11 protein-coding genes are annotated in these 12,761 nt (G+C 74.2%); 6 read left to right on the top strand and 5 right to left on the bottom strand.

What is annotated here, in order from left to right; all coding sequences use genetic code 11:
- Positions 1-544 precede the first annotated feature (544 nt).
- The gene (locus tag AB0O36_RS03955) at positions 545-985 is read left to right on the top strand and encodes a hypothetical protein (protein WP_365103655.1); all 441 of its coding nucleotides are present in this window, start codon (positions 545-547) and stop codon (positions 983-985) included.
- Between the two features lie 80 nt (positions 986-1,065).
- On the opposite strand, the gene AB0O36_RS03950 is transcribed toward AB0O36_RS03955, so the two are convergent.
- Both AB0O36_RS03950 and AB0O36_RS03945 read right to left on the bottom strand, forming a co-directional pair.
- Positions 1,066-1,761: an alpha/beta hydrolase gene (locus tag AB0O36_RS03950; RefSeq protein WP_365103652.1), complete on the bottom strand. Its 696-nt coding sequence runs from the start codon at positions 1,759-1,761 to the stop codon at positions 1,066-1,068.
- A 96-nt stretch (positions 1,762-1,857) separates the two neighbouring features.
- Entirely contained in the window at positions 1,858-3,147 is a 1,290-nt protein-coding gene (locus AB0O36_RS03945; protein WP_365103649.1) for an MFS transporter, read from the bottom strand.
- Positions 3,148-3,455: 308 nt separating this feature from the next.
- On the opposite strand from AB0O36_RS03945, the gene AB0O36_RS03940 reads away from it, so the two are divergent.
- From AB0O36_RS03940 to AB0O36_RS03930, 3 genes are all read left to right on the top strand, one after another.
- On the top strand, positions 3,456-4,487 hold the full coding sequence (locus tag AB0O36_RS03940) for a LacI family DNA-binding transcriptional regulator (RefSeq protein ID WP_365103646.1): 1,032 nt from the start codon (positions 3,456-3,458) through the stop codon (positions 4,485-4,487).
- Between the two features lie 170 nt (positions 4,488-4,657).
- Positions 4,658-5,851: a thiolase family protein gene (locus AB0O36_RS03935; RefSeq protein ID WP_365103643.1), complete on the top strand. Its 1,194-nt coding sequence runs from the start codon at positions 4,658-4,660 to the stop codon at positions 5,849-5,851.
- A 286-nt stretch (positions 5,852-6,137) separates the two neighbouring features.
- Entirely contained in the window at positions 6,138-7,577 is a 1,440-nt protein-coding gene (locus AB0O36_RS03930; protein WP_365103641.1) for an aldehyde dehydrogenase family protein, read from the top strand.
- 98 nt (positions 7,578-7,675) lie between these two features.
- On the opposite strand, the gene AB0O36_RS03925 is transcribed toward AB0O36_RS03930, so the two are convergent.
- Positions 7,676-8,272 (bottom strand): hypothetical protein, encoded by a 597-nt coding sequence (locus AB0O36_RS03925; RefSeq protein ID WP_365103638.1) that lies wholly within the window; start codon positions 8,270-8,272, stop codon positions 7,676-7,678.
- Between the two features lie 103 nt (positions 8,273-8,375).
- Here AB0O36_RS03925 and trxA point away from each other — a divergent pair, with 103 nt between their 5' ends.
- Both trxA and AB0O36_RS03915 read left to right on the top strand, forming a co-directional pair.
- Positions 8,376-8,789 (top strand): thioredoxin, encoded by a 414-nt coding sequence (gene trxA, locus AB0O36_RS03920; RefSeq protein WP_365103635.1) that lies wholly within the window; start codon positions 8,376-8,378, stop codon positions 8,787-8,789.
- A gap of 41 nt (positions 8,790-8,830) precedes the next feature.
- The gene (locus AB0O36_RS03915; protein WP_365103633.1) at positions 8,831-10,288 is read left to right on the top strand and encodes an NAD(P)/FAD-dependent oxidoreductase; all 1,458 of its coding nucleotides are present in this window, start codon (positions 8,831-8,833) and stop codon (positions 10,286-10,288) included.
- Between the two features lie 184 nt (positions 10,289-10,472).
- On the opposite strand, the gene AB0O36_RS03910 is transcribed toward AB0O36_RS03915, so the two are convergent.
- Both AB0O36_RS03910 and AB0O36_RS03905 read right to left on the bottom strand, forming a co-directional pair.
- Positions 10,473-11,828 carry a phosphoribosyltransferase gene (locus AB0O36_RS03910; protein ID WP_365103970.1) on the bottom strand — a complete coding sequence of 452 codons (1,356 nt, stop codon included), beginning with the start codon at positions 11,826-11,828 and terminating at the stop codon, positions 10,473-10,475.
- 104 nt (positions 11,829-11,932) lie between these two features.
- Entirely contained in the window at positions 11,933-12,697 is a 765-nt protein-coding gene (locus AB0O36_RS03905; RefSeq protein WP_365103968.1) for an NPP1 family protein, read from the bottom strand.
- Between the last annotated feature and the right edge of the window lie 64 nt (positions 12,698-12,761).

Below are 12,761 nucleotides of genomic sequence, written 5' to 3'. Positions count from 1 at the left end.
AGCGATCGGTGGCGGCTCATGTTCGGCCCCTGACGGCCCGTATTCGCTGAGAAACAGGAGCACGTAGCGATCTGGCGCGCCCTGGGCGCCCTGGCGTGCAGTCATCCCGTCGACTGCACTCCTGCTTCCGCCCGGAGGGCGGCTGGCCGAGCGACAGCCGCTGCCCGTGCCCGCCGAAGCCGATGACGGCTGGCCTCGGTCCCTCCCATGCCGTTCCCCCGGGGGCGGCCCGACAGTCCTTGTCGTTGCGGGGCCGGCAGGTCTGTCAAGGGTGGCCCAACGGGCCATCGCCCTCCGGGCGACGCGACGAAGGAGCGCCCTTGACAGGGCTGACGGGCCCGTAATGACACTGGGACTGACGGGCAGCCCCCGGGCACCTCCCTGATTCCGTCCAGGCGAAGCCTCCCGCCGGGAGCCCCCGCCAAGAGGCCCGCGCAGGGTCGAATGACACTTCGAATACGACGAGTTGAGGCATGGTCAGGCATGATCGGAATCGAGCTAGAGTAGGAGCGTTTCCAGCCAACGCATCTTCCCTGGGGGATTCTTGCGCCTCAAGAGCAGCCTCGTCGCCACCGCCGCGGCTCTGGCCACCGTCATGATTCCGCTCGTCGCCAGCCCGGCGGCCGCGGCGTCCGGCACCGAGCAATGGGTCTCGACCAACTCGTACTACGGGCGGATGGTCCTCAACTGGCGGGTCAACCCCTACCGCCTCGACCCGATCCAGATCACCGCCCAGGACCGTGCGACCGACGGCTACGTCGTCGGCATCCGCCTCGTCACCAACGGCGAAAGCGGTCACAGGGTTTGGAAGATGCGGACCGTGCCCAGTGGTCAGACGACCGCCTCGTGGACCACGTCCCTGGAAGCCGGCTGGATCGACAACGCCTACTTCGAGGTGTGCAAGATCGGCGCCAGCAGCGGTGTGATCGCGAGCTGCGAGGCCTCGACCGTGATGGTCAACCCGTTCGACGACTCCTCCATGTAGGACGTACGACGAGAGGGGGGTGTCACCCGCACGTGGGTGGCACCCCCCCTCCGCTGTCTCCGGAAATCCGGAAGGGCTGCCTAGACCCAGCCCTCCAGGGACTCCATGAACCCTTCGAAGTCGTCGCGGTGGATCGTGTGGCCCGTGCCCGCCACCGTGCGGACCTCGAAGCCGCGCTCTCGCAGGGTCGCGGCCGCTGCCTCCGGGATCAGGAAGCTCGGGTCGGCGAGCTGTACCAGTGACGGCACCACCGGTGCGGACGGCAGCAGGTCCGCGCCGAACAGCGGGGCCAGGGTCAGTGCGGTGGTCTCGTCCCATGCCGCCAGCGTGGCCAGCTCGACGTCGATGTCCGCCTCCTCCCAACGCGGGTTCATCGAACGGATCTGCTCCCGCGGGGCGGACTTCAGGTCGGCGAACACCTCGGGGCCGAAGCCCTCCGGGGACGAGGCCAGGTGCCAGGCGGGATCGGAGAACACCGCCCGCCGCGGGTTCAGGCGGTCCACGGCCAGGGACAGGGCCAGGCCGCCCAGGGAGTGCCCGATGGCGAGCTCGGCGCCCGCAGGCAGAGTCTCCACCAAGTCGTCGGCGAACAGCTGCGGGCCGTACTCGCCCCGGCCGCTGGCGCCGTGCCCGCGGAGGTCGACGGCCACCACGCGGTAGCCGCGGGCGGCGAGGGCCGGGCCGACCCGGCGCCAGGTGCGGTGGTCGGCCATGATGCCGTGGACGAGCAGGGCGAGACGGTCGCCCTCGCCCCAGGTGTGGGTGTTCAACTGCATGGTGATGTGGTGCCCTTCGGTGCGTATGTGGACGACGGTCGGGAGAAAGAGGCCGGAGAAAGAGGCCGGAGGGAGGGGGTCGCTCGGCGAGCACGCTCAGCGGACCCCGCGGATCGGTCTGACCGCGAGCGCTCCCGCTACGGAGAGGGCGGCCGCGACGACGAACAGCGGCGCGTACCCACTGCCCACGGAGACGACCAACGATGCGATGAAGGGCGCGACGATCTGCGGGCCGGCATTGGCGATGTTCAGGATGCCCATGTCGCGTGCCGCATCCTCCGCCGTCGGCAGCACCATCGTCACCAGGGCCGTGTCCACGGCCATGTAGCAGCCGAAGCCGAGGCCGTTCACCGCGGAGTAGGCCAGCATCGCCGCCCAGCTCGTGGACCCGGCCGGGATCACCAGCGCCACGGCGGAGAGCAGCGCGGACGAGCCGACGAACAGCTTGCGTCGGTCGTAGCGGTCGGACAGCCAGCCGCCGACCACCGTCGCCACTGCCATGGCCACGCTGTTCAGCGGCATCAGCAGGGCCACGGCCTCCTCCGGCTCCAGGCCTGCCGGGAGATCGGTGTGGTCCTGGAGGATGTACAGCTGGTACGCGCTGACCGCGAAGTAGCCGAGGACCAGCAGCGCCCGGCCGATGAAGGCCCAGCGGAAGTCGTGATTCCGCAAGGCGCCGGCGAACGCGGCGAGTTGTTGCCTGAGCGGCATCGGCGCACGGCTCGGCATCCGGTGCTCCCGGGTGCAGGCGGTGAACAGTACGGCGGCGCCCGCGACGATCGCACCGAACAACAGGTATCCGGTGCGGTAGCCCTCCGAGAACGCCGCGCCGAGCAGTGCGCCCAGGGTCGAGCCGAACGGCAGCCCGAGGCCCACGGCCGCGGACGCCTTGCCGCGCGCGGCCATCGGCACGCGGTCGGGGACCACCGAGGTGATGGCCGCCTGGTAGACGTTCATGACGGCCTGCCCCAGACACCAGGCGATCGTGATCAGCAGCACCGTGTCGGCGAAGCCGAGCAGCACCATGGCCGGGATCGCGGCCAGTCCGCCGCCCAGGATCCACGGATTGCGCTGGCCGCTGCGGTCGGACAGGGCGCCGGCGACTGGGTTGAAGACCGTGGCGAATATCGCGGAAAACCCCGCGATCAAGCCGAAATTGGCGACCTTGCGGGCGGGATCGATCTCCTCGACCTGGAGGGCGAGGAGTACGCCCGCCACGCCGATGTACAGGGCGTACATCGCGGTGTTGCCGACCAGCAGCAGTGCGAGCAGGCCGCGTCCGGGCAGGTCACCGGCTGCCGCGTCGGCGCTGCCGGAGGGGGAGGGGCTGCCGGACGGGGAGGGGGCGTCGGAGGAGGAGGGGGAGGACGAGGAGGAAACAGCCACGGTGCCCTCCTGGGCGGGGCTGGACGCAGGCGAACTGCGGGCGGGTGGATGAGGGGTCGTGCGTGCACGCCGCGGAGCGCCGTGGCGGAGCGGCGGCAGAGCGCGGCGAAGCGGTGGATCGGCACAGCGGTGGCGGCAAGGCGGCGGAGCAGCAGGGCAACGAGCCAGACGCCGTCCCTGGCGTCCACACACGCTGGTTACATAACGCTGGTTACACGTGTCAGTGGCTCGTGTAACCACTGTCTAGCACCTGTTTCCGGCCATCCGCCAGCCCCAGGCAGCAACCGCTCTGGAAAGATGCGACGGCAATGACCGACTCACCGAAGCCGCCGGCACCGGCCACGGCGCCCGCCCCCACCAGCGCCGACGTGGCCCGACTGGCGGGCGTCTCGCGCGCGACCGTGTCGTACGTCCTGAACAACGCGGAAGCCGTCCGCATCAGCGAGCCGACCCGCCGCAAGGTGCGCGAGGCGGCCGAGGAGCTGGGGTACGTCCCGCACGCCGCCGCGCGCAGCCTGCGGGCGGGGCACACCCGGATCGTGCTGCTCCCCACCTCGCACGTGCCGGTGGGCCGGCTCTACAGCGGCTTCCTGAACGAGCTGGAGTGGGCGCTGCGCCGGCTCGACTACACGGTGGTCCAGTACGGCAGCCTGGGCCTGGCCGGGGACGAGGCGGCGCGCGCCTGGGCCGAGCTCAGGCCGGTCGCGGTGATCTCGCTCGGCGAGATCACGCTCAGCGCGCGCAACGTGGACACGCTCAAGCGGGCCGGTACCCGTGCCGTGATCACGGTCGGGCCCGTCGGCGTGCCCGGCGCGCTCCCGCTGGTCATGGACCAGCGGGAGGTCGGTGCACGGGCCGCCGAGCACCTCGTCGAGCGGGGCCGCCGCAGGCTCGGTGTGATCGTCCCCGAGGAGCCGGGGCTCGACCTGTTCTCGACGCCCCGGCTGGAGGGGGCGACGGAGGCGGCCGCGGCCGCGGGGGCGGCCGGGGTGAGGGCCGTACCGATGGCCTACACGGAGGAGTCGGCGGCGGCGCTGGCCGCGCGGTGGGGCGGGCTCGGGCTCGACGGCGTGTACGCGTACAACGACGAGTACGCGATGCTGCTGATGCGGGCACTGCAGGACGCCGGGCTGCGGATCCCCGAGGACGTGGCGGTCGTCGGGGCCGACGACCTGCTGCTCGGGCGGCTGCTGCGGCCGCGGCTGAGCACCGTACGGATCGAGCTGCCCGGCGGCGACCGGCTGGCGGAGCTGGTGGACCGGATGGTGCGGTCGCCCGCGGACGCGGAGTCGCACCACGACCTGCTGTCCGCCTCCGTGGTGCACCGAGAGTCGACCTGACGGCCCTGGCCGGTCCCCCCGGTCCCCCTGGTCACCCCCGGCCTCCCCGCCGTCCTCTCCCCGTCCCCCCGCCCTCCACCCCCGCAGCCCACCGTTGACAGGCCCTGACGGCCCGGCGGAGACTGCGCTCGCACACGCCCGCACCCGTGTGCCCGACTCAGGAGAGAGCCATGCACATCCGCGACGTGTACGTCGTCGACGCCGTCCGCACCCCCATCGGCAAGTTCGGCGGCGCGCTCGCCGGCGCCCGCCCCGACGACCTCGCCGCCCACGTCGTCCGCGCCCTCGTCGACCGGACCCCGCAGCTCGACCCGGCCCGTATCGACGACGTCGTCCTGGGCGATGCGAACGGCGCCGGTGAGGACAACCGCGACGTCGCCCGCATGGCCGTGCTGCTCGCCGGGCTGCCGGTCACCGTGCCCGGCGTCACCGTCAACCGCCTCTGCGGCTCCGGCCTGGAGGCGGTGATCCAGGCCGCCCGTGCCATCGCCCTGGGCGACGCCTCCATCGCCATCGCCGGCGGCGTCGAGTCGATGAGCCGCGCCCCGTGGGTGGTCCAGAAGCCCGAGCGAGCCCTGCCCGCCGGGCACCAGCAGATGTGGTCCACCACGCTCGGCTGGCGCATGACCAACCCGAGGATGCCCGCCGAGTGGACGGTGTCCCTCGGCGAGGGCGCCGAGCTGATCGCCGACAAGCACGGCATCACCCGCGAGGCCCAGGACGCCTTCGCCCTGGAAAGCCACCGCAAGGCAGCTGCCGCGTGGGCGGCGGGGCAGTACGAGGGCGAGGTCGTGCCGTACCCGGACGCTCCGGACCTGGTCCGCGACGAGTGCATCCGCGAGGGCTCCACCCCGGAGGCGCTCGCCCGGCTCAAGCCCGCCTTCCGTACCGACGGCACCGGCACGGTGACCGCGGGCAACGCCTCCCCGCTGAACGACGGCGCCGCGGCCCTCCTGCTCACCGACGAGGCGGGGCTCGCCGAGACCGGCCGCGAGCCGCTGGCGCGGATCCGGGCGTCCGCCGTGACGGGCATCGAGCCGCACCTGTTCGGCCTCGGCCCGGTCGAGGCGGTGGAGCGGGCGCTCGCGAAGGCGGGCCGCGGTTTCGCCGACCTGACGGCCTTCGAGCTCAACGAGGCGTTCGCGGCGCAGGCGTTGGGCTGCCTGGCGGCCTGGCCCGAGCTGGATCCGGCGGTGGTCAACCCGCGCGGCGGTGCCATCGCCATCGGCCATCCGCTCGGTGCCTCCGGGGCCCGGCTCGCCGGTTCCGTGGCGCACCAGCTCGCCGCGGCCGGCTCGGGCACCGGTCTCGCCGCGCTGTGCATCGGTGTGGGGCAGGGGATCGCCCTCGTCCTGGAGCGCTGACGGCCGGCAGGCCGGGCGGGCCCTCCCTCCGGGGTCCTTCCCGTGGGCGGCCGGTCCCACCGGCTGCCCCGGCCCACCGGCTGCCCCGGCCCACGGGCGGCCCCGGCCCACCGGTGGGCTGCCCCAGTCCACCGCCCCAGCCCGCCGCCCCGCCCCACCCCGCCGGCCAAGCGATCATTTCCAGTCACCACGCGCCCCGACTGCCCTATAACTGAACAGATTTGGCCTTCCCGGCTGGCTACGATGACCCCCGCCAGCCCGCCCGCCGCGCCCCGGAGGCCCTGCCATGCCGCTCCTCGACCCGACCATCTGGCAGGACGGACCGACGCTGACCGGCGGTCCGGCCCCCGTGATCGAGCCCGCGACCGGCCGGGTCCTCGCCACGATCGAGCTCGCCGCACCGGCCGACGTCGCCGACGCGGCGGTACGGGCGCGGGCTGCGCAGCCCGACTGGGCGCGGTCCACCCACCTGGAGCGTGCCGCGGTCCTCCGCCGGGCCGGGGACCTGTTCGCCGAGCACGCCGAGGAGCTGAGCGGCTGGCTGGTGCGGGAGTCCGGGTCCATACCCGGCAAGGCCGCCTTCGAGCTGCACGTGGCGGCCCAGGAGTGCTACGAGGCGGCCGCCCTGGCCTCCCGTCCCACCGGGCAGGTGCTGCGGAGCGAGGCGCCCCGGCTCTCCTACACCACCAGGGTGCCCGCCGGCACGGTCGGGGTGATCGCCCCCTTCAACGCCCCGCTGATCCTGGCGATCCGCTCCGTGGCCCCCGCGCTGGCCCTCGGCAACGCGGTGCTGCTCAAGCCGGACCGGCGTACGGCCGTCTGCGGGGGCCTCGCCCTCGCCGCCGTGTTCGCCGCGGCCGGGCTGCCGGACGGGCTGCTCCACGTGCTCCCCGGCGGGGCGGAGACCGGATCGGCCGTGGTCACCGAACCCGGCGTCCGGGTCGTCTCGTTCACCGGGGCCACCGCCACCGGCCGGACCGTCGGCGAACTGGCGGGTCGCCACCTCAAGCGCGTGCACCTGGAGTTGGGCGGCAACTCGGCCCTCCTGGTGCTCGCCGACGCCGACGTCGAGGCCGCCGTCGCCCAGGCGACCTGGGGCTCGTTCTTCCACCAGGGCCAGATCTGCATGACGGCCGGCCGCCACCTGGTGCACGCCTCCCTCTACGACGAGTACGTCGAACGGCTCGCCGCCCGGGCCGAGTCCCTCGCGGTCGGTGACCCGTACCGCGAACAGGTCCACCTCGGTCCGGTCATCGACCGGACCCAGCGGGACCGGATCCACGCGCTGGTCGAGGCGAGCACCTCGCAGGGGGCGAAACTGGTCGCCGGGGGCACCCACCAGGACCTGTTCTACCGGCCGACGGTGCTCGCGGGCGTCGCCGACGACACCCCCGCCTACGCGGAGGAGGTCTTCGGGCCGGTCGCGCCCGTACGCTCCTTCGTCACCGAGGACGAGGCGGTGGCCCTGGCCTCCGACGGCCCGTACGGGCTCGCGCTGGGGATCGTCACCGCCGACACCGCGCGCGGGCTGGAGCTGGCGGAACGGATACCTACCGGGATCGCGCACATCAACGACCAGACGGTCAACGACGAGGCGGTGGCCCCCTTCGGCGGCACCGGGGTCTCCGGAACCGGGGCCCGCTTCGGGGGCGAGGCGAACCTGGACGCCTTCACCGAGCTCCGCTGGACCACGGCCCGCCGCACCGCGGCCGGACACCCGTTCTGACCGCCGGGGGCCCGGCGGGCGGGCCGACCCGAGCGGCCCCGGGGCGGGCCGGCGCGGCGCGGGGGCCGGCCGCCGCCGCGCGCCGGGCGGTGCCCCGTTCAGTACGTGCGCGGGCCCAGCGGGTCCCCGTCGCGCCCGAGCGCCACCGGATGCGCCAGGGCGTCCTCGTACCGGGCGCGGCCGAAGACGTACGGGCCGATGGCCAGCTCGCCCCACTCCGGCCGGTACGGCTGGCGGAAGAGCGACCAGGTGACGGTGCGAGGGGTGACCGTGACCCGGGCGAGCAGCGGCCAGCACTGCCAGACGGTGCAGCAGCAGCCCAGCAGCGGCACCATGCCGGCCAGGTCCTCCCGGCCCTGTTCCCACAGGTCCTGCCGGACCTCCCGGCTGACCTCGCCGAGGAAGTGCCGGGCCGGGTCGCCGAGGTCGTCCGCCGGCATGCCGGCGTGCTGCCGGAGCACGCGTTCCTCCAGGGCCTCCGGGCCGGGCGGTTCCTCGCCCTCGGCGGCGGCCACGGCGGCCTCCCGCTCCAGATCGGGCAGCCAGAGGGCCCGGGTCGCCTCCGCGACGCGTACGCGCAGGTCGGTTCCGTCCACCCGTACGCCCCAGAGCGGGCCGTGGCCGTAGGTGTAGAACCCGACGCGCGCCCCTGCGGTCACAGCGGCCTCGGCAGTACCGGGAGAATCGGCGGTCACACCGTTCATCCTGCCCCTCCGGGCAGGCGGAATGCGGGCGGCACCCCGTCCGTTCCATCAGCAGACGCGCAACGGGCGCACCCCCTACGGAGGTCGGAAGACAGTGGCCACAGTCGAGCTCACCAAGGACAACTTCGACAGCACGGTCCGTGACAACGGATTCGTCCTGATCGACTTCTGGGCGGAGTGGTGCGGCCCCTGCCGCCAGTTCGCGCCCGTCTACGAGCGGGTCTCGGAGGCCAACCCGGACCTGGTCTTCGCCAAGGTCGACACCGAGGCGCAGCCTGAGCTCGCCGCCGCCTTCGACATCCGGTCCATCCCGACCCTGATGATCGTCCGCGACCAGGTCGCCGTGTTCGCCCAGCCCGGCGCGCTGCCCGAGCCTGCCCTCGCCGACATCATCGGCCAGGCCCGGGCCCTCGACATGGACGAGATCAAGGCGAAGATCGCCGAAGCGCAGGCGGAGTCCCAGGGGCAGTCCCCGGCCGGCGGGGACGGCGGCGCGCCGGACGCCTGACAGGCGTGCGGGCCGGGGCCGCGGCCGAGAGACTGGGCCCCATGACCGAAGCCGAGGAGTACGACGTCGTGGTGCTGGGCGCGGGGCCGGCCGGCGAGAACGTCGCGGACCGGACCCGCGCCGCCGGGCTCACCACCGCAGTGGTGGAGAGCGAACTGGTGGGCGGGGAGTGCTCGTACTGGGCCTGCGTCCCCAGCAAGGCCCTGCTGCGCCCCGCCCTCGCCAGGGCCGACGCCCGCCGCGTCCCGGGGCTCGCGGCGGCCGTCCGGGGGCCGCTCGACGCGGAGGCCGTCTTCGCCCACCGCGACTACTGGACCGGGCACTGGAAGGACGACGGCCAGCTCGACTGGCTCGCATCGATCGGCGCCCACTTCCACCGCGGCCACGGCCGCCTGGACGGGCCGCGGAGGGTGGTCGTCACCTCCGCCGAGGGCGAGCGCCACGTCCTCGCCGCCCGGCACGCGGTGGTCGTCGCCACCGGCAGCCGCGCCGTCGTCCCCGATCTGCCCGGTCTGGCCGGGGCCGGGGCGTGGACCAGCCGGGAGGCCACCTCCGCCCGGCAGGTGCCGCCCCGACTCCTGATCGTCGGAGGGTCGGTGGTGGCCGCGGAGATGGCCACCGCGTGGCAGGCCCTGGGCTCGAAGGTCACCGTGCTGGCGCGCGGGGACGGGCTGCTGCCGCGGATGGAGCCGTTCGCCGGGGAGCTGGTCGCCGACGCGCTGCGGGAGGCCGGAGCTGACGTCCGTACCGGAGTGAACGTCGAGGCCGTCGTGCGGAACGGCCACACCGGGCCGGTCACCGTCGTCCTGGAGGGCGGGGAGCTGGTCGAGGGCGACGAACTGCTGATGGCGACCGGGAGGTCGCCGCGGACCGAGGACATCGGCCTGGAGACGGTCGGACTGACGCCCGGGGACTGGATCCCGGTGGACGACAGCCTGCGCTCCACCACGCACGACTGGCTGTACGCCGTCGGGGACGTCAACCACCGCGTGCTCCTGACCCACCAGGGGAAGTACCAGGCCCGGATCGCGGGCGCCGCGATCGCGGCACGCACCGGGGCGGGCAGCGGCAGCGGGGCCTCCGGGGCGCTCGACTCCGCCCGCTGGGGCGCCCACGTGGCCACGGCCGACACGGCGGCCGTGCCGCAGGTGGTGTTCACCGATCCGGAGGCCGCCGCGGTGGGCCCGACCCTGGCAGCCGCGGAACGCGCCGGGCACCGGGTGCGGGCCGTGGACCACGACCTGGGCAAGGTCTCGGGCGCAGGGCTGTACGCGGACGGCTACCGCGGGCGGGCCCGGATGCTGGTCGACCTGGACCGCGGGGTCCTCCTCGGGGCCACGTTCGTCGGACCGGGCGCGGCCGAGCTGCTGCACGCGGCGACGGTCGCGGTGGCCGCCGAGGTGCCGGTGGAGCGGCTCTGGCACGCCGTGCCGTCGTTCCCGACGATGAGCGAGATCTGGCTCCGGCTGCTGGAGGCATACCGCGACGCGGAGGAGTGAACGCCGGGCCGGGCGGAGTCAGGGCCGGGCGGAGGCAGACCCGGGCGGAGGCAGACCCGGGCGGAGGCAGGGGTCGGCAAGCGGACGGGGCCGCCCGGTGGAGGCAAGCCCGGGTGGAGGCAAGCCCGGGTGGAGGCAGGCCCCCGGAGGCGGCCCGCTGCCACGCGGCGCCCGCCGTGCTCCGTCAGGCCGCGGCCGCCATGCCCGTCAGGTGGCCGAGGAACCAGCCCCGGGCGAGGTCGGAGACCTCGTCCAGGGCGCCGGCCTCCTCGAACAGGTGCGTGGCGCCGGGGATGACCTCCAGCCGGTTCTCGCAGCGCAGCTGCCGCTGCGCCTGCTCGTTGAGGTCCAGCACGGTCGTGTCCCGGCCGCCCACGATCAGCAGGGTGGGTGCCCGTACGGCGGCCAGGTGCGGCCCCGCCAGGTCCGGGCGCCCGCCCCGGGAGACGACCGCGCCCACGCCCGAACCGGCGGGCGCCGCGGCCGCGGCCTGCAGGGCCGCGGCGGCCCCGGTGCTCGCCCCGAAGTAGCCGAGCGGGAGCGCCGTGCGGGACCGCAGCCAGCGGGTGGTGTCCAGCAGGCGCCCGGCCAGGGTCTCGATGTCGAACACGTTGGCCCGGCGGGCCTCCTCGGCCGGGGTGAGCAGGTCGAAGAGGAGGGTGCCCAGCCCCGACCCGTTCAGGGCGGCCGCCACCGCCCGGTTGCGGGGACTGTGCCGGCTGCTGCCGGAGCCGTGGGCGAAGAGCACCAGCGCCCGGGCGCCGCCCGGCAGGGTGAGGTCCCCGGCCAGGGAGACGCCGCCCGCGTCCACCACGACCGGCCCGGAGGCGAGCGCCCCCGGCGCGGGCCGACCGGTCCGGGGCTCGTCCCCGGCCCCTCCGGCCGCCCCCTGCGGACCGCCTTCCGGCCCGGTGGCCCTGGCCAGCAGCGAGACGACCTCCTCGTCGGGGGTCTGGGAGAAGTCCCGGTACCATTCGCCGACCGCGCGGAAAGCGGGCGGCGCGTACAGGCACACCACCTCGTCGGCCTCGGTGCGCAGCCACGCCACCGCCTCCGGCGGCGCGACCGGCGCCGCCAGCACCACCCGGGCCGCGCCCTGCGCCCGTACGACCTCGCAGGCGGCGGCCGCCGTGGCGCCGGTGGCGATCCCGTCGTCCACCACGATCACCGTGCGGCCCCGCACGGGGACCCGCGAGCGGCCCTCGCGGAACCGGTGGGCCTGCCGCACCAGGTTCTCCTGTTCGGCCTGCTCCACCGCCGCGAGCTCCTGCTCCCCGGCCCGGCTGCTGCGCACGATGTCCTCGCTGATGATGCGCACGCCGCCCTCGCCTATCGCGCCGAACCCCAGCTCACGGTGGTAGGGCACGCCCAGTTTGCGGACCACGATCACGTCGAGCGGCGCGCCCAGGGCACGCGCCACCTCGAAGGCCACCGGGACCCCGCCGCGGGGCAGTCCCAGGACGACGGGCGCCTCGCGCTCCAGGTGCCGCAGGGCATCGGCGAGGCGCACGCCCGCGTCCGTACGGTCGGTGAAGAACATCGTCTCCACCCCCAATCCCGCCCCCTGTCCGGAGCTGGTTCCCCGGCCGGTTCCCCCGCCGGTTCCCCGACTGGTTCCCCGGCCGATTCCTCTGGGACCGGCGTCTACCCGTACGGGTCGAAGGGGATGCCCGCCGGCTTGGCCTCCGCGAGGTGGGACTGGAAGGAGCCGTCCTTCAGCCCGAAGTGCGCGCTGCCGAAATCGGCCTGGCTGAGCTTGTCGCGGAGGGTGGGGGGATAGCCGTCCCAGCCGACGAGCGTGGGGAACTGCCAGGTGCGCTTGTGGTTCTCCGGCGGTTCGTCGTTGTTGTTCGCGGCGCGGAAGCAGTGCGTGCCGATGCCGTCCTTGTGGTAGACGATCTTGGGGTGGTTGCCGTCCCAGCGGATCTGGTCCCGCGTGTGGATGTTGAAGTCGCCGTGGGCGGAGGTCGCGACGTACTTCGCCTCGTTGTTCTGGATCCACACCACCACGTGCTCCCAGTCGTGGCGGTGGCCGCCGAGGCTGATGCCGGGCAGCGCCTGGTCCTTCTCGAAGTACAGCCCGTAGATGACCGCACACCACCCGTTGTTGCAGGTGGCGCGGGAGTAGCCGTTGGTGTTGTCGAGGTCGGAGGCGTCCCGGCAGCTGCCGTCGAGGGCTCCGGTGGGCTTGAGGCCGCCGTTGAGGACCCCGGTCGGGCCGATGGCCGGCGTCGGATAGCAGCCGTCGGTGTCGTAGTCGTACGCCGGCTGGAACGCCAGCTCCATCGCGCCGGCGTTGCCGGGGAGGGCCGGCGGTGGCGCGGCGAAGGCCACCTGGGGGACTGCGACGACCAGGGTGAGGGCGGCGCCGACGACCACGCCCGTCCTCCGTATGTGACGTCTGCGTATGTGACGACTCGTCCGCACGGCATGCCTCCGGCCGGATGGGGTTGGGGGGTGGCGCGCGGGGACC

It is taken from the genome of Streptomyces sp. NPDC089799, from assembly GCF_040684755.1.
In the GTDB taxonomy this organism is placed as follows: domain Bacteria; phylum Actinomycetota; class Actinomycetes; order Streptomycetales; family Streptomycetaceae; genus Streptomyces.
The sequence above is the reverse complement of the archived record's forward strand: the minus strand, read 5'-3'. Positions and strand labels throughout refer to the sequence as shown.

Excerpts from the sequence above, each read along its gene's own strand:
- AB0O36_RS03950 (WP_365103652.1), bottom strand. The coding sequence starts at position 1,761 with ATGCAGTTGAACACCCACACCTGGGGCGAGGGCGACCGTCTCGCCCTG.
- AB0O36_RS03940 (WP_365103646.1), top strand. The coding sequence starts at position 3,456 with ATGACCGACTCACCGAAGCCGCCGGCACCGGCCACGGCGCCCGCCCCC.
- AB0O36_RS03935 (WP_365103643.1), top strand. The coding sequence starts at position 4,658 with ATGCACATCCGCGACGTGTACGTCGTCGACGCCGTCCGCACCCCCATC.
- AB0O36_RS03930 (WP_365103641.1), top strand. The coding sequence starts at position 6,138 with ATGCCGCTCCTCGACCCGACCATCTGGCAGGACGGACCGACGCTGACC.
- AB0O36_RS03915 (WP_365103633.1), top strand. The coding sequence starts at position 8,831 with ATGACCGAAGCCGAGGAGTACGACGTCGTGGTGCTGGGCGCGGGGCCG.
- AB0O36_RS03910 (WP_365103970.1), bottom strand. The coding sequence starts at position 11,828 with ATGTTCTTCACCGACCGTACGGACGCGGGCGTGCGCCTCGCCGATGCC.